The 22,859-nt window shown below is 73.7% G+C and carries 22 protein-coding genes and 1 tRNA gene; 13 read left to right on the top strand and 10 right to left on the bottom strand.

Features of this window, described 5'->3' with window-relative positions; translation table 11 throughout:
• Positions 1–131: 131 nt before the first annotated feature.
• The 3 genes from CLV63_RS05460 (at position 132) to CLV63_RS05450 (ending at position 2,564) form a co-directional block, all read left to right on the top strand.
• Positions 132–959: an NUDIX hydrolase gene (locus CLV63_RS05460; protein ID WP_106581794.1), complete on the top strand. Its 828-nt coding sequence runs from the start codon at positions 132–134 to the stop codon at positions 957–959.
• A 262-nt stretch (positions 960–1,221) separates the two neighbouring features.
• Entirely contained in the window at positions 1,222–1,659 is a 438-nt protein-coding gene (locus CLV63_RS05455) for a hypothetical protein (RefSeq protein ID WP_106581793.1), read from the top strand.
• A 50-nt stretch (positions 1,660–1,709) separates the two neighbouring features.
• Positions 1,710–2,564 carry a DUF2786 domain-containing protein gene (locus CLV63_RS05450; RefSeq protein ID WP_106581792.1) on the top strand — a complete coding sequence of 285 codons (855 nt, stop codon included), beginning with the start codon at positions 1,710–1,712 and terminating at the stop codon, positions 2,562–2,564.
• 67 nt (positions 2,565–2,631) lie between these two features.
• Here CLV63_RS05450 and CLV63_RS05445 read toward each other — a convergent pair whose 3' ends face one another.
• Together CLV63_RS05445 and sigJ are read right to left on the bottom strand one after the other, a co-directional pair.
• A complete protein-coding gene (locus CLV63_RS05445; protein ID WP_281260693.1) occupies positions 2,632–3,816 on the bottom strand; it encodes an NAD(P)-binding protein in 1,185 nt (394 codons plus the stop codon).
• 85 nt (positions 3,817–3,901) lie between these two features.
• Positions 3,902–4,771 (bottom strand): RNA polymerase sigma factor SigJ, encoded by an 870-nt coding sequence (gene sigJ, locus CLV63_RS05440; protein WP_106581791.1) that lies wholly within the window; start codon positions 4,769–4,771, stop codon positions 3,902–3,904.
• Positions 4,772–5,115: 344 nt separating this feature from the next.
• Here sigJ and CLV63_RS05435 point away from each other — a divergent pair, with 344 nt between their 5' ends.
• The 3 genes from CLV63_RS05435 to CLV63_RS05425 all read left to right on the top strand — a co-directional run bounded on the left by CLV63_RS05435 (position 5,116) and on the right by CLV63_RS05425 (position 7,178).
• Positions 5,116–5,679 (top strand): peptidoglycan-binding domain-containing protein, encoded by a 564-nt coding sequence (locus tag CLV63_RS05435; RefSeq protein ID WP_170134156.1) that lies wholly within the window; start codon positions 5,116–5,118, stop codon positions 5,677–5,679.
• Between the two features lie 516 nt (positions 5,680–6,195).
• Positions 6,196–6,633: a VOC family protein gene (locus CLV63_RS05430; protein WP_106581789.1), complete on the top strand. Its 438-nt coding sequence runs from the start codon at positions 6,196–6,198 to the stop codon at positions 6,631–6,633.
• A 107-nt stretch (positions 6,634–6,740) separates the two neighbouring features.
• On the top strand, positions 6,741–7,178 hold the full coding sequence (locus tag CLV63_RS05425; protein WP_106581788.1) for a PPOX class F420-dependent oxidoreductase: 438 nt from the start codon (positions 6,741–6,743) through the stop codon (positions 7,176–7,178).
• 10 nt (positions 7,179–7,188) lie between these two features.
• Here CLV63_RS05425 and dnaN read toward each other — a convergent pair whose 3' ends face one another.
• Positions 7,189–8,346 (bottom strand): DNA polymerase III subunit beta, encoded by a 1,158-nt coding sequence (gene dnaN / locus CLV63_RS05420; protein WP_106581787.1) that lies wholly within the window; start codon positions 8,344–8,346, stop codon positions 7,189–7,191.
• A 256-nt stretch (positions 8,347–8,602) separates the two neighbouring features.
• Here dnaN and CLV63_RS05415 point away from each other — a divergent pair, with 256 nt between their 5' ends.
• Positions 8,603–8,986 (top strand): hypothetical protein, encoded by a 384-nt coding sequence (locus CLV63_RS05415; RefSeq protein WP_106581786.1) that lies wholly within the window; start codon positions 8,603–8,605, stop codon positions 8,984–8,986.
• A 39-nt stretch (positions 8,987–9,025) separates the two neighbouring features.
• On the opposite strand, the gene alc is transcribed toward CLV63_RS05415, so the two are convergent.
• The 3 genes from alc to CLV63_RS05400 all read right to left on the bottom strand — a co-directional run bounded on the left by alc (position 9,026) and on the right by CLV63_RS05400 (position 12,226).
• Complete coding sequence (alc, locus tag CLV63_RS05410) at positions 9,026–10,198, bottom strand: allantoicase (protein ID WP_106581785.1); 1,173 nt, start codon at positions 10,196–10,198, stop codon at positions 9,026–9,028.
• Between the two features lie 104 nt (positions 10,199–10,302).
• Entirely contained in the window at positions 10,303–11,217 is a 915-nt protein-coding gene (locus tag CLV63_RS05405) for a LysR family transcriptional regulator (RefSeq protein WP_106581784.1), read from the bottom strand.
• Positions 11,218–11,290: 73 nt separating this feature from the next.
• Positions 11,291–12,226 (bottom strand): LysR family transcriptional regulator, encoded by a 936-nt coding sequence (locus CLV63_RS05400; RefSeq protein WP_106581783.1) that lies wholly within the window; start codon positions 12,224–12,226, stop codon positions 11,291–11,293.
• Between the two features lie 130 nt (positions 12,227–12,356).
• Here CLV63_RS05400 and CLV63_RS05395 point away from each other — a divergent pair, with 130 nt between their 5' ends.
• From CLV63_RS05395 to CLV63_RS05385, 3 genes are read left to right on the top strand one after another with little or no spacing between them, the layout of a single operon-like run.
• Positions 12,357–13,691, top strand: a complete 1,335-nt coding sequence (locus tag CLV63_RS05395; RefSeq protein WP_106581782.1) for a CitMHS family transporter — start codon at positions 12,357–12,359, stop codon at positions 13,689–13,691.
• 55 nt (positions 13,692–13,746) lie between these two features.
• The gene (locus tag CLV63_RS05390) at positions 13,747–15,087 is read left to right on the top strand and encodes an acyclic terpene utilization AtuA family protein (protein ID WP_106581781.1); all 1,341 of its coding nucleotides are present in this window, start codon (positions 13,747–13,749) and stop codon (positions 15,085–15,087) included.
• The gene (locus CLV63_RS05385) at positions 15,084–15,452 is read left to right on the top strand and encodes an AtuA-related protein (protein WP_106581780.1); all 369 of its coding nucleotides are present in this window, start codon (positions 15,084–15,086) and stop codon (positions 15,450–15,452) included. Before CLV63_RS05390 ends, CLV63_RS05385 begins: the two co-directional genes overlap by 4 nt.
• Before the next feature lie 55 nt (positions 15,453–15,507).
• Here the strand turns inward: CLV63_RS05385 and CLV63_RS05380 are convergent.
• A tRNA-Ser gene (locus CLV63_RS05380) sits at positions 15,508–15,597 on the bottom strand.
• A 106-nt stretch (positions 15,598–15,703) separates the two neighbouring features.
• Positions 15,704–18,259, bottom strand: coding sequence for a MinD/ParA family ATP-binding protein (locus CLV63_RS35115; RefSeq protein ID WP_342751357.1), 2,556 nt, complete (start codon positions 18,257–18,259; stop codon positions 15,704–15,706).
• A gap of 328 nt (positions 18,260–18,587) precedes the next feature.
• Between CLV63_RS35115 and CLV63_RS05370 the strand changes: the two genes are divergently transcribed.
• Positions 18,588–19,571: an NAD(P)H-quinone oxidoreductase gene (locus CLV63_RS05370; protein ID WP_106581779.1), complete on the top strand. Its 984-nt coding sequence runs from the start codon at positions 18,588–18,590 to the stop codon at positions 19,569–19,571.
• Positions 19,572–19,639: 68 nt separating this feature from the next.
• Positions 19,640–20,188 carry a bacterial proteasome activator family protein gene (locus CLV63_RS05365; RefSeq protein ID WP_106581778.1) on the top strand — a complete coding sequence of 183 codons (549 nt, stop codon included), beginning with the start codon at positions 19,640–19,642 and terminating at the stop codon, positions 20,186–20,188.
• A gap of 56 nt (positions 20,189–20,244) precedes the next feature.
• On the opposite strand, the gene serS is transcribed toward CLV63_RS05365, so the two are convergent.
• The gene (gene serS, locus CLV63_RS05360; protein WP_106582073.1) at positions 20,245–21,516 is read right to left on the bottom strand and encodes a serine--tRNA ligase; all 1,272 of its coding nucleotides are present in this window, start codon (positions 21,514–21,516) and stop codon (positions 20,245–20,247) included.
• A gap of 337 nt (positions 21,517–21,853) precedes the next feature.
• Between serS and CLV63_RS05355 the strand changes: the two genes are divergently transcribed.
• Entirely contained in the window at positions 21,854–22,063 is a 210-nt protein-coding gene (locus tag CLV63_RS05355; protein ID WP_106581777.1) for a hypothetical protein, read from the top strand.
• A gap of 160 nt (positions 22,064–22,223) precedes the next feature.
• On the opposite strand, the gene CLV63_RS05350 is transcribed toward CLV63_RS05355, so the two are convergent.
• Complete coding sequence (locus CLV63_RS05350) at positions 22,224–22,793, bottom strand: DUF3558 family protein (RefSeq protein WP_170134155.1); 570 nt, start codon at positions 22,791–22,793, stop codon at positions 22,224–22,226.
• Positions 22,794–22,859: the final 66 nt, after the last annotated feature.

The raw sequence follows: 22,859 nt of genomic DNA, 5'->3' as shown, positions 1-22,859 counted from the left end.
TGGAGGCGACGCGCGCCTTCCCTGCTCGCAGTGGGCATCGCCCGGTCAGGGCGGGTGGGTAGGGTGCCACAGGGCACATCAGACCAGGCGGCGCGGCCCGGCCGGCGGACGCCTCGGCATGGGGAGACCGGATGATCAGGGGCGACGGCGACGGCTGGGTCGAGCTTGCCGACGGCACCCGCCGGTGGGGGCTCTTCGGCGCGGCGGGCCTGCTGCTGCACGCCGCCGACGCGGCCGGAACCGGCCACGTCCTGCTCCAACACCGCGCCTTGTGGAGCCACATGGGCGGCACGTGGGGGGTGCCCGGCGGCGCCCGCGACAGCGGAGAGTCGTCCCTCCAGGCGGCGCTGCGCGAGTTCGGCGAGGAGGTCGCCGGTCCGCTCGACGGCGCCCTGCCCAGCGCCGTCCACCGCCAGGACCACACCGTGTGGACCTACGACACCGTGTTCGCGCAACTGCCCGAACTGCGCGCGTACTCCCGCGGCAACACCGAGAGCGCCGAGATCCGCTGGGTACCGGTCGAGAAGGTCCCATCGCTGAAGCTGCTCCCCGCGTTCGCCGCGACCTGGCCGCTGCTGCTGTCGGCGCTCGACCGGCGCCTCGTCCTCGTCGTCGACGCGCGCGGCACCACCCGCGATCCCGCGCCGCTGCGCGACGCGCTCGCGGAGGCGGCGCGCACCGGCATCGAGTCCGCCCTGCTGCCGCAGGTGCCGCGCCTCATGGCCCTGCACCGGTGGTTCCCCCGGGTCCGGCTGCTGGTCCCGCGCCCGGGCCTCGCCCCGGCCCCCGGTGTCGAGGTGGCGGCGGGCGACGCCGCGCCCGGGCCGCCCGCACCGGAGGGCACGGCCGAGCTGGTCCTGACGGACGACCCCGATCTGCGCGCCGCCCACACCGAGCGGGGCGCCGTCGGCGCCCCCTTGGGACTCCTCGACACGCTCATCGGCGCCCCTCGCCCATAGCGCGGAGCCGTTCGGGGGAACGGTTCGCCGCGGTTTCGCGTTGGTCGGTGTGAGGACGGCATAAGGGCGGCCGCCGAGCACCGGTCGCCGCACTCGCCGGTTCCGGACCGAGACCTGAGGGCTAGGGGACGCCTTCTCGGGGGAGAACAGGGGTTGGGCCCTGATGTGGCGCGAGCTGCGTCCGGGCATGCTGGAGGACGTAGAGAGGCAGTCGGCGGCCCGGGCCGGGGCGGCACGGCGCACGAGTTGAGGAGCTACGGACATGACGCTGGAGCGCGGCAACGCATTCACTCCCGTCGCCTCGGCGACGATGATCTGGCCTTGGGGCACCGCCCTGGTCGCGGGCGGGGTCACCGGCGCCGCCACCTTCCTGCTGAACCTGGCGTCGTTCGACGTCAGCGGTGCCCTGACCACGGGCATCTTCTTCTTCTCGCTGGTGGGCGGCGCGGTCGCGCTGCTCGGCAGCAAGGGCGACCGGCGCGCCCGCCGGTACGCGGGGCAGTACCCGTGGCGGTTCGCCACCGCTCCGGCGCTGTTCGGGGGCGCGGGTACCGCCGCTGTGACCCTCGTCGCCGTCATGCTGGGGGGCAGCTTCCTGGCGGCCCCGTTCGCCGCGATCGGTGCGGGCATCGGCACGGCCGCCGTACTCTGGGTGATCCTGGGAATCATCGGGATGGTCGCCGGCAACAAGTCGGCCTGATCACCCGGCCCGGCCGGGAGCGGCCGGGTTCACACACCACCTAAGGCTCTATGTCGACCGAGTCCGATCCCGCGCGTAAGAAGATGATCGAGCGTGTCCGAGGGCTCCTCCGCATGGCGGAGGACCCCTCGGTCACTGATGCCGAGAGCCAGGCGTTCACCGCCAAGGCCGCCGAGCTCATGACACGCCACGCCATCGCCGAGGCCGAGGCGCGCGCCCAGCGCGGCGAGGCGGCCGAGTCGGTGACCCGCCTGGACTTCCCGGTCTCGGGTGTCGGCGGGCACGGCAAGGCGCGGGTCAAGGCGCTGGCCGCCATCGCGGCGGCGTACGGCTGCCAGTCGGCGGTGCGCGGCAACACCGCCGCGAACACCGAGCGCACCCTCATCATCGTGGGCACCGCCACCTCGCTCGACGCGCTGCGGGTGCTGCTGCCGTCCATCACCATGCAGATGGAGGCGTCCGCCCGGTTCACCGCCCGCAACCACGTCGCCGACCTGCGCGAGCTGCGCAACTACGACCGCTCGACGCTGGCGACCGAGCGGAGCCGGTTCTACCGGTCGTTCGTGCGCGCCTACGGCTACGCCGTCGCCGAGCGCATCCGCGAGTTCCGCGCGCGGCTGCGCGAGGACCCGGAGGCCCGCGGCGGCGCAGCGGGCGCCGACTCCGGCGCCGGCGCCGATCCCGCCCATGGCGCCGAGATCGTGCTGCGCGAGGACATCGACCGGGTGCGCGAGGACTTCGAGGAGCGCTTCCCCAAGCTCCGCCCCACGCGCCCCGAACGCACCCACCACAAGGCCGGCTACCGCGCGGGCTACATTCGCGGCCGGCGCGCCCAGTTGGGCATGGAGACCGCGGTGAGCCGCACCGGGGGCTCCTCCCTCCCCGAGGGCGACCAGCACCCCTGAGGTGCGCCGAGCCGCGCCGAGCAGCCGCGCGGCCCCCGCCGCACCCCCGGACCGCCGCGGCGGGCGGTCACGCCTGCGTGCGCCGTGCGGGGCGGGTGCCCCGTGCCGACCGCAGGGCGAGCCGGGCGGCGTGCAGCGCGCTGTTCATCGCGATCTCTCCGCGCATCCCCGGGGCCGCCACCATGTCGCCCGCGAGGAACACGTCGCCGCCCCTGTCGATCGCGGGCCGGTCGCGCCAGGTGTGCCCGGGCAGGTCGAGCGCTCCCGTGCGGTCCTTCGCCCGCCCCTTCCGCTGCCACGTGACCCGTTCGCGCCAGCCGGGCAGCGCGACGTCGGCCAGGCCCTCCAGGCGCAGCCGCGCCTGGGCGGTGGTCTCGCCCGCGCGGACCGGCATGTCGAGCTGGAACAGCGCTTCGCCGCGCGGCGCGATCGTGGGGTCCTGCGCCGAGTAGCACTCGTGGAACCCGCCCTCGTCCAGGTCGAAGACGATGAACGCGTCGCGGCGGTGCTCGCGCACCGCGAGGTCGAGCAGCACGCAGTCGCCGCTCTCCCAGCGCAGTGTGTCGTCGCCGAGCAGGCGCCGCGCCGACGCCAGTTCGGTCGCCACGATGGTCGGCCGCCCGCCGACCTCCGCGACCCGCGACTCCAGCTCGATGCGGACCCCGAGTTCGCGGGCGCGGGCCGCCGTCCGATCGATCACCGCCTGCCAGCCGCCGATGGGCCAGCGCACCGCGGGCACGGCCGGGGCGAAGACCCGGTGCAGCAGCTCCCACACGAACGCCGCCGACAGGCGGCCGGTGTCCGCGTCGTAGGTCACCACGCTGATGGCGTTCGCCGCCGCGCGGGTGGCCCGTTCCCCGTAGCGCTCCGCGGCCCAGCCGAGGAAGTCGCGGTCGACGGGCGCCGGCCGGTTCCGGTGCGCGACCATGCGCAGGAATCCGGCTGGGACGCCGCGCCGGAACCCGCCGTCGGAGCGGAACCCGGCCCGCAGCGCCGCGCGCGCCGGCGGCCGGCCCAAGGGACCGGCGAGGCCCCGCTCGGCCAGCCAGCGCCAGTGCGGGCCGTCGGCGTAGAAGACGTGCGAGCCGTCATGGGCGACGTGGGGCGGCGCCGTGGCCCGGCCGCGCCCGCCCAGCGCCGAGTGCGCCTCGTGCAGGGTCACCGCGGCGCCCTCCTCCGCGCACGTGATCGCCGCCATCAGGCCCGCGATCCCGCCTCCCACCACCGTGATCTCCGTGCTTGCCGCCGTCACGCCGCACCCCGCTCCCGCTGCGTCCTTCGTCCCGTGTCCTTGCTATGGGTGGACGAGGCGGCGGGCCGGGTTGTGACATCCCGGTTCAGCGGATCCGGGCCAGCTTCTCCGGGTTCAGCACGGCGTCGATGCCGGTGATGCGGCCGTCGGCGACGCTGAAGCCGGTGACGCTGGTCAGGCCGCCGTCGCTGCCGTAGGTCAGCAGCCCCGGGCGCCCGTTCACCGTCCACGGGCTCAGGCGCGCCACCACGGCGGTGTCGCCGAGCACGCCGAAGATGAAGCGGATGGTCTTGGGCGCGCCGGTGATGGGCCGCAGCGCGGCCCTGGCGCGGCCGCCGCCGTCGGTGCGCAGGACCACCTCGGGGTCGAGCAGCTCCAGCAGTGCGGCGGTGTCCCCGCTGGTGGTGGCGGCGATGAACGCCTCGACGACCCTGCGGTGCCCGGCGGTGTCCACGTCGAACCGCGGCGCACCCTCTGCCGCGTGCCTGCGGGCGCGGGCGGCGAGCTGTCGGCACGCAGCCGGTGATCGCCCGACGACCCCGGCGACCTCGGTGAACGGCATGCCGAACACGTCGTGCAGGACGAAGACCGTGCGTTCGGCGGGGCTCAGCGTCTCCAGCACGATGAGCATGGCCATGCTCATCGACTCGTCGAGTGTCACCCGCTCCGCCGGGTCGGCGCCGGCGACCACGGGTTCGGGCAGCCATGGGCCGACATAGGTCTCGCGGCGCCGGCGCGCCGAACGGAGCGTGTCGAGGGCGATCCGCGAGACCGCGACCACGAGCCAGCCGGTGACGTCCTCGATCGCCGCCCAGTCGCTGCGCTGGAGCCGCAGCCAGGCGTCCTGCACGGCGTCCTCGGACTCGTGGACGCTGCCGAGGAGCGCGTAGGCCACGCCGACCAGGCGCGGCCGGATCGCGTGGAACTCCGCTGCGAGATCGTCGTCGGTGCGCATGCCCGGAGGACGGCGCGGCGGCGGATCGTGTGACATGGGCACCCGGCCAGCATCGTCGGCGGCGCGGCGCCCCGCAAGGCCGCCGGCCGGCGCCGCCGCCCCTGCGGCTCCATGGATTCGCAGGTCGCAGCGGTGCCATCCGTCGATCCGGTGAATGGCCGCAATTCCATCGGCCATTCAGGTAAACCGATAGCAGATGCCCCGCGTCCGCGCGTATTTCGCTCTCCTGGGAGCGAGAATTCCGAAAAATCATCCGTCAAAACAGCGAACCACCCGCCATTCGCATGCATCTCTACTCATTGTCGCGCCAATACGGCGAGAACCGAGAAACAGGGAGAGTCTGCATGTTCGCGAAGAGCCGCATCGCCATCGGTACCGCTATCGCCGGAGCGGCGCTCGCCATCGGCGGGTTCGCCGCACCGGCCGCCATGGCCGACGGCCCGGACACCCCCCAGAGCGTGAAGACCGCCATCCAGGAGCAGCAGTGGCTGGAGCTCAAGGAGGGCGACCTGGGCTACCGGGTCGAGGCGGTCGGCAACTTCCTCAAGGAGGACGGCTACCTCAAGGGCGAGCCGGAGGCGGACTTCACCGAAGAGCTGACCGGCGCGGTCAACGCCTACCAGGACGACAGGGCGATCCCCAACACGGGCACGGTCAACGACGACACGTGGGACCAGCTCTCCGCCGACATCGGCCTGGTGCAGAGCGGCGACGCCCGCTCGGACGTGGTCACCGGGCTCCAGGGCTCGCTCGACGACCTCGGCCACGAGGTCTCGGTCGACGGCCAGTACGGCCCCGGCACGGTCAAGGCCATCAAGGCGTTCCAGCAGGAGAAGGGCATCGACGTCGACGGGATCGTCGGCCCGCTCACCTTCCGCGCCATGTACGCCGAAGGCGCCGAGAGCTGACGCAGGGGCACGACGGGGGCGGGCGGGGGCCGGAGGGGATTTCCGGTCCCCGCTCTCTTGTGCCGCAGCCCTCGCCGCCGCGGGCCCGCCGCACGGACGCGCCGGCACCGCGGGGCGCGGGACGGATGGGCCGCCGCGCGGGGCCGACCCGGCTATTCGATGCCCGAACGGATGCGCCGATCCGCGCCGCTTGTCTCCTTGATGCGATTGTCCGGGTGCTTGTACACAGTTCGACAGCCCTGTGGAAAAGCCTGTGGATAAACAGCGAAAACGCGGTGGATTACCTCTGTGAGCCCATAACTGCCTGTGGATAAACTGGCTTCTCTGGCCGCATCCGGCCAGCCGTCGGCGCCCTGACCTCGCCCCCTGCGCCCTCCGCCGGCCACGCTCCGGAGCGGCGGAATTCCGGTGGCGTTCGGGTCGCGTTCGTCCAAGACCCCGCCGCCGCGCCGCGCCTAGGGTTCCCCTAGTGAATCAGGACCGCGTATGCGGCCCACGGCATAAGGAGTGGCGGAAATGGCGAATGGGACGCCGTACTTGACCGCGCATGGCGCCGCCGAAGCGCTGGAGTTCTACGTCTCGGCTTTCGGTGCGGCGGAGGATTCACGCTGGACCGGAAACGACGGCCGGATCGGGCACGCGCAATTCGGCATCGGCGGTGCCGTGTTCTACATCGCCGACGAACACCCCGAGGTGGGCGTGCTCGGCCCGAAGTCCCTCGGCGGGACCCCGGTCGCGCTAATGCTGGAGTTCGACGACCCCGACGCGGTGTTCGAGCGGGCCGTCGCCGCCGGGGCGACGGTCGACCGGCCGATGGCCGACCAGCCGTTCGGCGAGCGCAACGGCTGGCTCTTCGACCCGTTCGGACACCGGTGGGGGATCAGCTCGCGGCCCGCCGAGATACCGGTGGCGGAGCTCCGCGCGAAGGTCGGCGACGCCTACGAGATCACCTGACCCGGGGCCGCCCCGCGAGATCGGGCGGCCGAAGAGCGTGACGCGGCTCACTTTTCGGGGAAGGCTGGGCCATGACCCCTCGCCGCGCACCGGGAAGGACGACGAGGATGACACCGGCCACGCTCCTGAGAGTGTTCCACCAGCACAAGACCGCCCTGCTCACGACCTACCGGTCCGATGGGACCACCGCCGTGGACACCCCGGTGAGCATCGTCCTCGACGGCGACCGGGTGGTGTTCCGCACGTGGGAGGACTCCGGAAAGGCCAAGCGGCTGCGCTGCCACCCGCTCGCCGACCTGCGTCCGTGCACGTTCCGCGGCAGCCCGCTGGGCGACCCCGTGCGCGGTGAGGTGCGGCTCCTCGAAGGCGGCGACGCCCAGCGCGCCGCCAGGATGCTCACGCGGCACCACCCGATGCTCCAGGGGTGGGCGGTGCCGCTGAGCCACCGTGTGCTGCGCTACCGGACCCTGCACTTCGAGTTGCGCCCGGTCGACACGGAGCGGCACGCCGAGCGGGTCGAGAGCGCCGAGGGCTGGCCCGACTGAGCCGGCCGGATCAGGCCACGCGCAGCGGCATGACGAGGTAGCGGAAGGCGGGGGCCGCCCCCGCCTCGCCGGGGACGTCGGTGATGACCACGGGCTTGGTGGGTTGGGTGAAGTTGAGGTAGACGGACTCGCTCTCGATGCCGCCGAGGCCGTCGAGGAAGTACTGCGGGCCGAACGCCACCCGCATGGGTTCGCCTTCGTACTTGGCGTCCATGGCCTCGAGCGCCTGGGCGTCGTCGCCGGATCCGGCTTCGAGGACGACCTCGCCCCCGGTGAAGGACAGCCGCAGCGGAGTGTTGCGGTCGGCGACCAGGGCGACGCGCTTGACCGCCTCGGCGAGTGGGGCGGTCGGGATCTCGGCGCGCGCGGTGAACTGGGTGGGGAAGCGGTGCTCGTACTTGACGAACTCGCTGTCGATGAGCCGGGTGGTCAGGCGGCGGCCGTTGTGGTCGAACCCGATCATGCCCTCGCCCTGCGAGGTGGCGACGCCGCCGTCGGAGACGACGGTCGACAGGGCGATCTCGACGTTGCCGCCGGCGGTGAAGGAGCGCGCGGCGTCGGCGAGGGTCTTGGCGGGGACGAGGGCCGAGGTGGAGAGATCGGAATGCTCGGGGCGCCACCACAGCTCGCGCACTGCCACGCGGTAGCGGTCGGTGGCGGCGAGGGTGAGGGTGTCGCCGGAGAACCCCATGTGCATGCCGGTGAGCATGGGAAGGGTGTCGTCGCGGCTGGCGGCCGGCGCGACCTGGCGGACCGCTGCGGCCAGGGTGTCGGCGGGGAGGGAACCCGTGGCCTTCGGGATGGCGGGCAGGGTGGGGTAGTCCTCCAGTGGGAGGGTGAGCAGGGTGAACCGCGCGCTGCCGCAGGTGACGACGACTCGTGAGCCCTCGGCGGCGACCTCGACGGGATGCGGGGGGAGGTTGCGCGCGATCTCGGCCAGCAGCCGCCCGGAGACGAGGACCCCTCCGTGCTCCTGGGTGTCGACGTCGACCGCCGCACGCGCCGACACCTCGTAGTCGAAGCTCGACAGCCGCACCTGGGAGGTGGCGCCCGCGGGGATGTCGAGCCGCATGCCTGCGAGCACGGGGACCGCGGGCCGCGCGGGCAGTGCCCGCGCCGTCCATGCCACGGCCTCGGCGAACGCGTCGCGATCAACTCGGAACTTCACAGCATCCCTCCAGTCTCCGCATCCGGGTGGTCCGGGCAGATGCAGTAAAGGTACCGACAGAGAGGGACATTCAGAGGGCGCGGTCCACAGCCTGTGGAGAACGGTGCGCCGGACTCCGGCGCGGGTCGGTACGTCGCCGCAGGGCGCAACTCCGCTGCCGGACGGCCCCGGGCGAAAACCATTTTGCCCACCGCGTGCGTACACCGTACTCTAGCGGCGGCGGATCACGGCGACCGAACGAGAGGCGGCGAACACCATGAGCACGGCGACCCACGAGGTACGGCGCGACTCCGACGGCGAACTCGTCGGGTACCTGCGCGACACCGACGGCACGGGGCGCATGTGGCAGCCGCTCACCGTCTTCGACTACCCCCTCGGCGGCGCGGCCGAGTACGTCGAGGCCATGACCGCGGTCGAGGACGCCGGCCTCGACTACCTGCACGGCCCCTGGTGGTTCCGCGAGGACACCGGCGGGGCGTGGTACCGGTGCGCCATCGTCGAGGCGGCCCGGAGCAGGATCAAGGTCCAGGTCACCGACCCCGACTACCCCCACGACTCGCTGTACCGCACGCTCGACGCGCCGGACCCCGCTGTGCTGCGCAAGACCCCGCCCGAGGGCGCCGGTCCCGCCACGGGATGACCCGGGCCCGGCCGCCGTTGCCGGCGGCCGGGCCCGCGCTCACGGGCGGCCGCCGTCGCCGGTGCGGTCCGCCCAGCGCCGGGCCAGGGCCCGCGTACCGGCGTCGGTGAGGGAGCCGTGGACCCGCAGCCGCGCGATCCCGCCGTCGGGGAAGACGTCGACGCGCACGTGCGTCGCCGGCCCGGTCTTGTCGAGGAGGAACCGGTGCACCGTGTCGGGGCGCATGCGGGTGCGCCCGATGAGCGCGGACCACGACTCCGGCAGCGCCGGGTCGGCGACCGTGGCGTCGCACGCGTGCACCTCGATCCACCCCGCGGAGTTCCCCTTGAGGTAGGCGGTGTCGATCTCCACCGCGCGGATCTGCCCGTGCCCCGCCAGCCGCAGGAGCACCCAGTCGTGTCCGCGGTCGCGGCGCCGCCGGTTCTCCCAGCCGTCGTCCATCTTCGCCGAGGTGCCGGGCAGGATGATGTTCTCCGGCGCCGAGTAGAAGCGGTCGGAGGCGTCCTCGACCGCCCCGCCGTTGAGCAGCGCGGCGAGGTCGAAGGTGCCCAGCGCGCCGAGCCACGCGGGCGAGGGCAGCACCTCGCCGTGGACCCGCAGCCGGGCGATCCCGCCGTCCGGGAACTGGTTGAGGCGCAGGTGGGTGAACCGCCGCTCGGCGGTGACGGCGAAGCCGTTGGCCGCGTGCCCCAGCACCGGGCTCCGCGGCACGATCTCGGTCCACTCGACTCCGGGCGCGTGCAGCTCCTCGGGCGACGGCGCGCCCTCGACGTGCGCGCCCTCGACGCTGACCTGCTGCGGGTAGTTGCCGCGGAAGTGCGCCGTGTCGACCACGATCCCCTTGACGACACCGGGGGCGCCCAGCCGGATCAGCGCCCAGTCGTGGTCGCCCGCCGCGGGGCCGGGGTCGGCGCCGCCGGAACCGCGCCGGCGGCGGGTCTCCCAGCCGTCCATGATCTTGCCCTTGTGGCCGAACGCCTCGGGGTCGAAGCGCGCGGGGCCGGGGCGCAGCAGGTTCTCGCGCTCGGCGAAGAACTCGTCGTTGGCGGCGATCACCCCGGCGCCGAGGCGGCGGTCGGCCAGGTCGGCGAGCGCGGTGAAGGGGAACGCGCCGCCCCGGTAGTCGGCATAGGGGTCGCCGCCGCCGAAGGGTGCGGCGTCGTTGGCGTGCGGGTCGGTGGCTGACGGAACAGGGGCGGGGGAAACGGTCATGGGGGGCCTTCGCAGTCGGGTATGCGGCCGGATCACCGCACATCGACCTAAACACCCCATGACCTTCCAGGTCTAGCGAGAGTTTTCGATCAGACTGTTCAGTACTACTGAACGGATGGCGATTCGGCGGCTTCGCGGCGCAGCTCCGCCAGCAGCAGCGCCAGTGGGGGACGCTCCTCCGCGCCCGCGCGGACCGCCGCGACGACGTGCCGGCGGGGGGTCTCGGCGGCGAGGACCCGCACGGCCACCGCGGGGTCGTCCCGGCGCGCGGCCAGCCTCGGCACCAGCGCGATCCCCATCCCCGCGCCGACCAGGGCCAGTATCGCCGTCCAATCGGCGGCGACATGCACGTTCTCCGGGACGAACCCCGCCGACGCGCACACGGCGAGGGTGATGTCGCGCCACGGCCCGCCCGCGCCGAAGATCCACGGCTCGGCGGCGAGGTCGGCGAGCCGCGGCGGGGGCCCCTCGGCCCACCGGTGGGCCGCCGGCAGGGCGACGTCCAGCGGATCGGCCATCAGCGGGACATGGGCGAACTTGGCGTCGCGGGCAGCGGGCACCTCGGCCGCCAGCGACAGCGCGAGATCCACCTCGCCGAGCGCCAGCAGCTCGTACACCTCGGCGGCCTCCGCCTCGCGGACCCGCAGTTCCAGGTCGGGATGCGTGTGCCGCAACCGCGCCGACAGCGGCACCACCAGGCTCGGGATGGCCGTGGCGAACGCACCGACGCGCACCCGCCCGGCGACACCGCGGACATAGCCTTCGAGCTCCGCGCCCGCCCGCTCGACCTGCGCGAAGATCAGGTCGGCGTGCCGCAGGACGGCCTCGCCCGCGCTGGTGAGCCGGACCCGGCGGCCGTGCGCCTCGAGCATCGGGGTGCCCAGCTCCCTGGACAAGGTCGCGAGCTGCTGGGACACCGCCGACGGGGTCATCCGCAGCGCTTCGGCCGCCGCCCGCACGGTGCCCCGATCGGCGAGCGTGCGCAGCACGCGCAGCCGCCCGAGGTCCCAGTTGGTCATCTGGGCAATCTAGGCGAGCCGGGGCGCGCCATCCAGCAGGCGCCCCCAGGCCCGGCGGCGGCGCGGCGCCCGCTCAGTCGGGGCCGCCGGCCCACGCGACGTCGGCCGGCAACGGGTGCCCGGTCCCGGGCAGCGACTCCAGTAGGTCGAGGAAGCGCCGCGCCGCCGGGGCCGGACCGGCCCCCGCGGGCAGCACCACCCCGATCTCGCGTGCCGCCACCGGTCCGGTCAGCGGGCGGTGCGCGATATCGGCGAAGCTCATGAGCACGCGGACCAGCGCCGGCAGCGCCGAGACCCCGAGGCCCGCCGCGACCAGGCCGCCCACCGTGGAGACGTTGCCGACCTCGATCGTCCCGGCCGCCTGCACGCCCGCGCTCGCCATCGCGCGGTCGGTGAGCTTGCGGACACTGGAGTCGGCGCCGATCGCGATGAACGGTTCGCCGCCGAGATCGCGCCAGCGCAGCGAGGTGCGCTCCGCCAGCGGGTGGCCGCGCGGCAGCGCGGCGAAGAACGCGTCGCGGACCAGCGGCCGCCGGTACAGCCCAGCGGGCAGCCGGTCGGCGAGGGTGATCGCGAAGTCGGCCGTCCCTGCCGCGACCCGGTCGAGCGCGATGTCGGACATGCTGTCGAGCACCCGGACCCTGATGTCGGGCCGCCGCGCCCGGAACCCGGAGATGACCGGCGGCAGCAGCACGGCCGCAACGGAGGGCACCGTCGCGATCGTGACCGTCCCGGTCTCCCCTTCGAGGTAGCGCCCCAACCGGCCCATCTCGGCCCGGTGCACGCCGACCACCCGCTCGGCGACGGCCAGGAGCTCGTCGCCTTCGGGTGTACGCCGGACGGTGCGCGTCGTCCGCTCGAACAGCCGCACCCGCAGCGTCCGCTCCATCTCCTGCACCGTCCGGCTCAGCGCGGACTGGGAGATCCGCAGCTCCCTGGCGGCATCGGTGAAACTGCCCGCGCGGGCGACGGCCGCGAAGACCACCAGTTGGCGCACCGAAAGATCCATGACGTATGAGCATAGATCCTTGCGAATCCGATGTTGGACGTGCAACAGCGGCCTGCTGCACGATGGCAGGCACCGTGACCCCCGCCACAGACCCCCGTAACGCAGGACTCCATCAGGGAGCACCCGACCCATGCTGACCGTGCTGGGCTTCACCGCGATCGCCGTCCTCTTGGCCCTCCTCCTGTCGAACCGCGTGACCGCCGTCGTCCCGCTGATCGGTGTCCCGCTCGCCGCGGCCGCCGTCGCCGGGTTCTCCCCCGAGGAGACCACGGAGTTCGTGACGGCCGGCCTCAACGGGGTCGCGGGGACCGCCGCGATGTTCGTCTTCGCGATCCTGTACTTCGGCGTCATGCGCGACAGCGGCCTGTTCGACCCGATTGTGCGCCGGGTCCTGCGCTTCGCCGGCCGTGATCCCGTCACCATCACCGTCGCGACGCTCGTCCTCGCCCTCCTCATGCATCTCGACGGCGCGGGGGCGACGACGTTCCTCATCACGATCCCGGCGATGATCCCGCTCTACGACGCGCTGGGGATGCGCAGGCTGGTCCTCGCCGCAGTCACCGGCCTGGGGGCCGGCGTCATGAACGTCGTCCCGTGGGGCGGGCCGACCGCGCGCGCAGCGGCCACCATCAAGGTCGACGCGAACGAGATCTGGGTGCCGCTGATCCCCGCCCAGATCACCGGGATCATCGCCTGCTTCGCGATCGCCTATTGGCTGGGCCGCCGAGAGCAGCAGCGGCTGCGCACCGGTCCGGCGGAGGACCGGGACGCCCCGGAGTCCGCCGCCGGACCGGCTCAGCACGGCACCGACGCCGGCACCGCAGCGGAGCTCGCGCGCCCACGGCTGTTCTGGTTCAACGCCGTGCTGACGCTGGCGGTGGTGGGCGTCCTCGTCTCCGGGGTGCTCCCGCCCGAACTGGTGTTCATGATCGCCCTGGTCGTCGCCCTCATCGTCAACTACCCGGGGATGCGCGCCCAGACCGAGCGCATCAACGCCCACGCCCAAGGCGCGATGCTCATGGCGAGCACACTGCTCGCCGCCGGCGTCTTCCTCGGGGTCATGGAGGAGAGCGGCATGATCGACGGGATGGCCGGCGCCCTCACCGGCTCGGTCCCCGACGCGTTGGGCCCTGTGCTCCCGTTGCTCGTCGGCGTGCTCGGCGTCCCCATGAGCCTGCTGTTCGGACCCGACGCCTACTACTTCGCCGTGCTGCCGGTCATCAACGCGCTCGGAGCCGGGTTCGGTATCGATCCCCTGGTCCTCACGCAGGCGTCGGTGGTCGGCCAGGAGACGGTCGGCTTCCCCATCAGCCCGTTGACTGGGTCGTTCTTCCTGCTCACCGGCCTTTCCGGGGTACCGATCGGCGCGCACATCCGGTTCCTGCTGCCGTGGGCGTGGCTGGTCGGCCTGGTCATGCTCGCGACAGCGGTACTGACCGGTGTCATCCCACTCTGGGCCGGGTGACAGGCGCGGCGGACCGACAGGCCCCGCGGGACGACAGCAACGGAGAGGACCACCAATGACAGCCACCCGGTTCCGCATCGGCTGCGGGGCGGGTTTCGCCGCCGACCGCGTCCAGCCGGCCGCCGACCTGGTCGAGCGCGGCGGACTGGACGCGATCGCGCTGGAATGCCTCGGCGAGCGCACCGTTGCGCTGGCGCACCTGCGCCGGCTCCGCGACCCCGGGGCCGGGTTCGACCCGATGCTCGCCAAACGCCTCACGGCCCTCGTGGGCCCCATGAGCCGTACCGGCACCCGGCTCATCACCAACGCCGGCGCGGCCGACCCGATGGCGGCCGGCCGCATGGCGGCGGACATCGCGGCGGCGGCCGGCGCCCCGATGCGGGTCGCGGTCGTGCTGGGCGACGACGTGCTGGACCGCCTGGACCCCGACGCCGCGGCGTGGGAGGACGGCCGGCCCTTGGAGGCGCACGGCGAGCTGGTGTCGGCGAACGCCTACATAGGGGTCGACGCCCTCCTGCCCGCACTCGGTACGGGCGCCCAGATGGTGGTCACCGGGCGGCTCGCCGACCCGTCCCTGTTCCTCGGGCCGATGATGCACGCCTACGACTGGGATCCGGCGGACCTGGACCTCCTCGCCCGCGGCACGGTAGTCGGCCACCTGCTGGAATGCGCCGGGCAGGTGACCGGCGGCTACTTCGCCGACCCCGGCGTCAAACCGGTGCCCGGACTCGCCGACCTGGGTTACCCCATTGCGGAGGTGGCCCCCGACGGATCGGCCGTCATCACCAAGCTGCCCGGCACCGGCGGGCTGGTCGACCGGCGCACCGTTGTGGAGCAACTCACCTACGAGGTCATCGACCCCCGCGCCTACCTCACCCCCGATGTCAGCGCGGACATGACCGCGGTGCGGATCGCTGAGCTCGGCGCCGACCGGGTCGGCGTCTCGGGCGCCAAGGGAGCGGAGCGGCCCGCCGAGCTCAAGGTCAGCGTCGGCCACCGCGCCGGGTTCCGCGGCGAGGCGGAGCTCGGCTACGCGGGCCGAGGCGCCGCGGACCGGGCCCGGCTCGCCGCGGAGATCGTCGGCGCGCGGCTGGAGGGCGTCGTGCCCCGGCTGCGCATCGACGTCATCGGGGTGGACTCCCTGCACGGCGCGACGCTGTCGGAAGGGGTCGAACCCTACGAGTGCCGCCTGCGGGTCGCCGGGACCGCGCCGGACCGCGCCGCGGCCGAAGCGGTCGCGGAGGAGGTCAGCGCCCTCTACACCGCCGGCCCAGCGGGCGGCGGTGGGTTGCGGACCTCCGTCGGCGAGGTGATCGGCGTGCTGTCGGCGGGGATCCCGCGCGAGGCCGTCGAGACGCGGGTCGAGGTCGTCGGAGCGACAGGAGGAGCGCAGTGAAGGTCCGACTCCACGATGTGGCGCACTCGCGCGCCGGCGACAAGGGCAACCTCAACACGCTGTCCCTTATCCCCTACGACCCCGACTGGTACCTGGTGCTGTGCGCCCTGGCGACCGCCGAGGCCGTGGCGGCCCACCTGGCCGACCGGGTGGTCGGGCCGGTCGTGCGGCACCGGATGGACGGCGTGCACGCCCTCATCTTCGTCTGCCCCCGCGACGCCGACGACACGGTCACGTCCTCGCTGCACCTCGACACGCACGGGAAGTCGCTGAGCTCCGCACTGCTGCAAATGGAGATCGAGGTCGGCGACGGCCCCGGACCGGGCGCGGCGGCACCCGGCGGCGCCACCGGACCGCCCGCGTGATGCGCCCCGCACATGCGCCGGGCCCCGGATGGGGATCCGGGGCCCGGCACCGAAGCGGAGGGTGTGGGATTTGAACCCACGAGACCGGGGTCACCGGCCTTGCGCTTTTCAAGAGCGCCGCACTCGGCCGCTATGCGAACCCTCCTCGCGGGGGCACGCGCGGTGCCCCGCCGCCCGATCCTAACCCACCCGGCGCGGTCGGCGCCGAGCCGCACGGCTCCGCTCCGCCCGCGCCGGGCGCGGCCCCGCGGTCACCGCGGCCAGGCGAACGCCTCGCCGACGGTCGCCGCCAACTGCAAGTAGGCGTCGCGCGTGTTGGCGTGCAGGTTCTCCAGCGTGACCTCGGCACCCTCCTCCAGGTGGGTGTCCCAGGGGATGCGGACGACGGCCCGGCAGCGGCTGGCGAAGTGCTCCTCCAGGCGGCCGAGGTCGATGCTGGACTTGCCGTCGGCACGCACCATCGACAGCACCACGACGGCGCCGCGCACCAGGTAGCCGAACTCGTGCGCCTCCAACCAGTCGAGCGTGGCCGATGCGCTGCGCGCACCGTCGACCGACGCGGTCGACACCAGCACGGTCTGGTCGGCCAACCCCAGCACGCCGCGCATCGCCGAGTGCAGCAGCCCGGTGCCGCAGTCGGTGAGGCAGATGGAGTAGTAGTGCTCCAGCAGCCGCGACACCTCGCGGTAGTCGTCCTCGCTGAACGCCTCCGACACCGCGGGGTCGCGGTCGGACGCCAGGATCTCCAGCCGGCTGATGGCCTGGGAGGTGAACCCGCGGATGTCGGCGTAGCGCCGGATGGTGTCCTTCTCGTTGAGCAGGTCGCGGATCGTGGCGGCGGTCTCCAACCGCACCTTGTCCGAGAGCGTGCCGCGGTCGGGGTTGGCGTCGACGGCCAGTACGCGGTCGCCGCGCAGGGAGGACAGGGTCGACCCCAGCGCCACCGTCGTCGTGGTCTTGCCCACGCCGCCCTTCAGCGAGAGCACCGCCACCCGGTGGTGCCCGCCCGCCACATGGGTGCGGGCCCGCGACACCAGCTCGCGGCGGCGGAGCTCGGCCTGCGACTCGCCCGGGTGCACCACGCCGAAGGTCGCGGTGTGCACGACCTTGCGCCAGCCCTTGGACGGCGCCGGCTTGCGGGTGCGGACGAGGCTCTCGGGCTTCAGGGAGTCGACGTTCTCCGGCCAGTTGGGGCGCTGGGGGTCGGCGGGGTTGAACGGCGGCTGCGGGCCGCTCTGCGCGAACCCGGGCACGAGGGACTGCGGCGCCGCCCCCTGCTGGGGGTACTGGGAGTACGGCTGCTGCGGGCCGCTGAGCGGCTGCTGCGGGTACGGCTGCCGCGCTCCGGGGGGCGGACCGTGCTGCTGGTACCCCTGCGGTGCCTGGCCCTGCTGCGGCCCTCCCTGCCATTGGCCGCCCTGCGGGCCGGACTGCCCCTGGTGGTCGGGGCCCTGCTGCCCCGGCCCGTGCTGCCCCGGGTAGGGCTGCTGCGGGGCCTGCGGGCTCGGCGGCACGGAGTACGGGCCGATCTGCCGGCCCTGGTGGGGCGGCGGCGCGTACTCGGGGGCGGGGCCGTGGTCGGCGGGACCGGCCGCGGGCGGGCTGTCGGGCACAGGGGGTGCGGCGGGGCGCTCGGGCACGACGTACTCGGGCGGCGGCACGGCGGACTGCTGCTGGTGGCGGATGTCGGGCGGGGCGTCGCCGAACGCACCGGGACCGGGGTAGGGGTCGCGGTGCGCGGCCGGAGGAGCGTCGCCGCGCCAGGGGTCGTCGACCGTGTCGAGCGGCGGCAGGGGCTCGGGCTCGGGCGGTTCGTCGCCGCGGTCGACGGCGGGCGCCGCCGGCTCGACGGCCTCGTGCCACACCGGCCGCTCCGGCGCGGCGCCGTTCACCGGCTCGCCCCCGGACCAGGCCGGGGGACCGGGTGCGGCGGGGGGAGCGTCGGGGGGCGGGTTCAGCAGCGCGGTCGGCTCGATCTCGTCCTCGCCCTGCGCGTGCCACGCGGGATGCTCCGGCTGCGCCCACGGGCCATGCCCCGTGGGCGCGGACTCGGGCACGTCGCGGACATCGGGCTGACCCCACTGCTGCGCCGCGGGGGCGCCGTAGTGCTGCTCGGCGGGGGCGTACTGCTGCTCGTACTGCTGTTCCGCGGGAGCAGGCGCGTACTGCTCGTACTGGGGCTCAGCGGGAGCGGGCCCGTACTGCTGCTCGGCGGGAGCGGGGGCGTACTGCTGCTCGGCGGGAGCGGGGGCGTACTGCTGCTCGGCGGGAGCGGGGGCGTACTGCTGCTCGTACTGCTGTTCCGCAGGAGCAGGCGCGTACTGCTCGTACTGCGGCTCCGCGGGGGCGGGCCCGTACTGCGGCTCACCCGGCCCCGGCCCGTACTGCGGCTCGGCGGGACCGGGGGCGTACTGGGGTTCCGGCTGGCCCGGCGCGTACAGGTCGCCCGGCCCGTGCTGCTCGACCGGGTCGGGGGCCTGCTCGGGGGCGAGCCCCCTGCCTTCGCGCGGCGGTTCGTCGGCAGAACCGGGGTACGGCGGGGCGGCCGGATCGGGGTAGGCCCCGTACGGGGCCGGGGGCGGGTGGCCGCCCGGAGGGCCCGGCGCCTGGGGCCCCTCGCCCATCTGGGCATAGGGCGGCGGCGGCGGAACGAACGCGAATTCGTCGCCGAACCACTGGTCGGCGGGCGATGCGGCGTAACCGGCGCCGTCCGGGTATCCGTCGGCGCCGTTCGCGGAGGCATCGCGCTCGTCGTCCGAAGGCACGGCCCCCGGGTACTCCGAGCCGTCATGGTCTCTCTGTGCCACCGCGGTACTCCTCAACGCGCTGAAAAGGGGTCGGACCTGCGTCGCAAGGTGCTAACCAGGCTAGTGGGCGACCAAGCGCGCAGGGTGGCCGCCCTAGGCCGTGCCGGATGGCCGGATCCGGCGCCGCACGGGCGTACAACGCCCGCCGCTCCCCGAATACGCCCACTGGACAGGGCCCAGGCTCGCGAGTTATCTCACCTGAGTCAACCACGGCGAAACCACCACGGGGAATACGGACATAGCACATGGTTCGGCAACGTTCGGAACAGCGCTTACCGCCTCGCCGGATGCCTGCCCTCCCGGGCCCCGGGTGAGTACGGTCGGACCCATGCACGCGATCGTGATCAAAGAGCCCGGCGGCCCCGACGTCCTGTCCTGGGACCGCGTCCCCGACCCGCGCCCCGCACCCGGCGAAGTCCGCATCGACGTCGCGGCCTCGGCCGTGAACAGGGCCGATGTCAGCCAGCGCCAGGGGAACTACCCACCGCCCAAGGGCGCCTCGGAGTATCCCGGCCTGGAGTGCGCCGGGCGCATCGCCGAATTGGGGCCGGGAACCGAGGACTCCGGGTGGTCGGTGGGCGACGAGGTCTGCGCGCTGCTCACCGGCGGCGGGTACGCCGAGCAGGTCGCGGTCCCCGTAGGGCAGCTCCTCCCCGTGCCCGACGGCATGGCCATGGCCGACGCCGCGGCGCTGCCCGAGGTCGCCTGCACCGTGTGGTCCAACGTGTTCATGACGGCCGGCCTGCGCTCCGGCGAGACCCTGCTGGTGCACGGCGGCGGCAGCGGCATCGGCACCTTCGCGATCCAGCTCGCGCACGCGAACGGCGCCCGCGTGCTCACGACCGCGGGCGGCCCGGAGAAGCTGCGGCGCTGCGCCGAGCTCGGCGCCGACGCGGGCATCGACTACCGCACCGAGGACTTCGCCGCCCGCGCGAAGGAGCTCACCGGCGGCAAGGGGGTCGACGTCGTCCTCGACATCATGGGCGGCTCCTACCTGGAGGGCAACGTCCGCTCGCTGGCGACCGGCGGCCGGCTGGTGGTGATCGGGCTCATGGGCGGGCGCTCCGCAGCACTCGACCTCGGTCGGATGCTGGTCAAACGGCTGAGTGTGCACGCGACCACCCTCCGTTCGCGCCCCGTCGAGGAGAAGGCCGCGATCGTCGCCGGGGTCCGCGAACACGTTTGGCCGCTGATCGCGCGGGGGACGGTCCGGCCTATCGTGGACCGTACGGTGCCGCTCGCCGACGCGAGCGAGGCGCATCGCGTCATGGAATCGAGCGCGCACATCGGCAAGATCGTGCTGACCCGCTGAGCGCGCTCGTACGGCGTGCCGCCGGGCCCGCCGTTCAGCACATTATGTCCGCCTAGGTGAGAGAACCCATGAGCAACGGATTCAACGAAGACGAACAGCCGCAGCTCCTCATCGTCGGGCCGGGCTCGACCGGGCAGGCAGGCCAGGACGGCGACGGCGCCGACCAGGAGCCCGACGAGCGCCCCATCACCGACATGGTCGAGCACCCGGCGAAGGTCATGCGCATCGGCAGCATGATCCGCCAGCTGCTCGAAGAGGTGAAGGCCGCCCCGCTCGACGAGGCCAGCCGCGCCCGGCTCAAGGAGATCCACTCCAGCTCGGTGAAGGAGCTGGAGGACGGGCTCGCGCCGGAGCTGATCGCCGAGCTCGAACGGCTGTCGCTGCCGTTCGCCGAGGACGCCACCCCGAGCGAGTCGGAGCTGCGCATCGCCCAGGCCCAGTTGGTGGGCTGGCTCGAAGGGCTGTTCCACGGGATCCAGACCACCCTGTTCGCGCAGCAGATGGCGGCGCGGGCGCAGCTGGAGAACATGCGCAAGGCGCTGCCGTCGGGAGTGCCCGACATGCAGGGCGGCGAGCAGCCGCAGCGGCCCCGCCCGGGGTCGGGCCCCTACCTGTAGCGGCACGCGCGGCGCCCCGGCGGCCGACCTCCGCCGCCGGGGCGCCGCGCCGCCGTTCAGCCCTTCGCGCCGACCGGCTCCAGGACCTCGCGGCCGACGAAGGGCCGCAGCGCCTCGGGGAGCACCACGGAACCGTCGGCCTGCTGGTGGTTCTCCAGGATGGCGACGATCCACCGGGTGGTGGCGAGCGTGCCGTTCAGGGTGGTGGCGAACCGCGGTTTGCCCTCGGGGTCGCGGTAGCGGATGTTCAGCCGCCGCGCCTGGAAGTCGGTGCAGTTCGAGGTGGACGTCAGCTCGCGGTAGGCGCCCTGGGTGGGCACCCACGCCTCGCAGTCGTACTTGCGGGCCGCGCTCGTGCCGAGGTCGCCCGCCGCGGTGTCGATGACGCGGTAGGGCAGCTCCAGCAGGTCGAGCATCTCCCGCTGCCAGCCGAGCAGCCGCAGGTGCTCCTCGTGGGCCCGCTCCGCCGTGGTGTAGACGAACATCTCGGCCTTGTTGAACTGGTGGACCCGGATGATGCCGCGGGTGTCCTTGCCGTAGGACCCCGCTTCGCGGCGGAAGCACGGCGACCAGCCGATGTAGCGGTGCGGGAGCGCGTCGGCGGCCAGGATCTCGTTCGCGTGGTAGCCCGCGAGGGGCACCTCGGAGGTGCCCACCAGGTACAGGTCGTCGGCCGGCAGGTGGTAGACCTCCGGGGCGTGCTCGCCGAGGAAACCGGTACCGCCCATGGTCTCGGGTTTGACCAGAACGGGCGGGATCATCGGGGTGAAGCCGTTGGCCGCGGCCCGCTGCATGGCCATGTTCAGCAGGCCCAGTTCCAGCATCGCGCCCACGCCGGTGAGGAAGTAGAAGCGGGCACCGGAGACCTTGGCGCCGCGGTCCATGTCGATGGCGCCGAGCAGTTCGCCGAGTTCGAGGTGGTCGCGCGGGGTGAATCCGAGTTCGCGCGGCGCGCCGGCCTTGTCGAGGACGGTGAAGTCGTCGACGCCCCCTGCGGGTGCGCCCTCCTCGATGATGTTGGGCACCTCGGCGAGGACGCCGGAGAGGTCGGCGGCGAGCCGGTCGGCCTCGGCCTCGGCCTCCTTGACCTGGGACGACAGGGTCTTCGCCGCGGCGAGCAGGGGCTCGCGCTCCTCGGGGGACGCCGAGGAGACGGACCTGCCGGCGCTCTTCTGCTCGGCGCGCAGCGACTCGAACCGGGTCAGCGCGGAGCGGTGCCGGGAGTCGAGGTCGAGCAGGCGGTCGGCGACGGCGTCGTCCTCGCCGCGGGCCCGCTGCGAAGCGCGGAGTCGGTCAGGGTCGTCTCGGAGAGCACGCAGGTCGATCACGTTGTGCAGGGTACCGGGGAAGCCGTGCGGCGACATCCTCTTTGCCGGTTCACCGGCCCGGCACCGCCGGGCCGGGACGGCGTCCGGCGGTGCCTCCCGGCCTGCCCGGAGCGGTCGGGCGCCCCGGGGCGCGGCCGCCGCGTAATCCGCCCGAGTTTTTCCGCCGAGACCGCGTCATGGAACGGCGCCGCGCCCGTGTCCCAGGTGAGGCGGGGCCCGAGGAGGGGGCGGGCCCCGCCCACTCCGCGAAGTCGGGAGCCCCGGACGGGTCCCGCGCGTCGGAGCAGAGTGGGGGAATCACGCCGCGCCCGGCGCGGCACGGGAGGGGAGACCGGACATGACCCAGTGGTGGAGGTCGAAGCCGCTCGGCGCACTCACGGCGTCGGAGATCGTGGCCGTCCTGGAACGGCTCGCCCAGGACGCACCCGACGACGCCGCACTGGAGATGGCGCTGCGCCGCGAACTCACGCGCGCGGCCCATGAGGAATGGATGTTCGACGACGACTCCGGCGCCGGGACCGGCGGCACGGCGTCGCTCGTCGCCTAAGCGATCAGGGAGTGAGAGGGCCGCGCTTCGAGGGGGAGCGCGGCCCTCCGCGTGTCCGGGTGCCCCCGCTCACCCGCTGCCGCGGGTCCGGGCGCGGCCGACCGCGCCCGCGGGACGATCATTGGCCGCTTGCGGCCACCGCCCCCAACCGCCCCCGCCCCTAGGCGACGGGCAGCCGGGTGAGCACGGTGTCGGCCACTGCGGCGGCGAGGTCGCACGCGTCGGACCCGGACCCGGCGCCGACCCGCGCCTCGATCCGGAACGCCTGGGTGGGCGCCACGCCGACGTAGACCTCGCAGTCGAGGAAGGAGTCGCCCGTCGCGTTGAACACGGGGTGGCCCTTGCGCCAGGTGACCTCGGATTCGTCGGCGTTGTGCTGCATCAGCAGGGTGCGGAAGGTCAGCCTGCGGTGCACGCGCAGGGCGACGCGGCCGTTGTCGGCCGCCGACGCGGACCCCCACAGGCACTCGTTGGCGACGTCGGTGTCGCCGGCCTCGCTCTCGATCGGCGTGCCCTGGTCCGACAGGCCCAGGGCGCGCGCCTGGTCGGGGGCTATGAGGTCGCAGAGGTCGATCCCCTCGATGGTGCGGGGCGCGGCGGTGAACACGACCTCGGGGATGCGCATGCTCTTGGTGGAGGCGACGTGGGTGGGCTCGGCCGGGCCCGCCGTGCACCCGGCGAGCACCATGAGCGGAACCGCGCCCAGCGCGCATGATCGCGGACGACGCATGGGCAGCACCCTCCCCCGGGGTCCACGCGCAGCGGGGTGCATTCCTGGCGGACCGTGTGGTCTCCG

The sequence above is a fragment of the Murinocardiopsis flavida genome (assembly GCF_003014485.1).
Classification (GTDB): Bacteria; Actinomycetota; Actinomycetes; order Streptosporangiales; family Streptosporangiaceae; genus Murinocardiopsis; species Murinocardiopsis flavida.
This window is presented reverse-complemented; position numbering and strand designations above follow the sequence as displayed.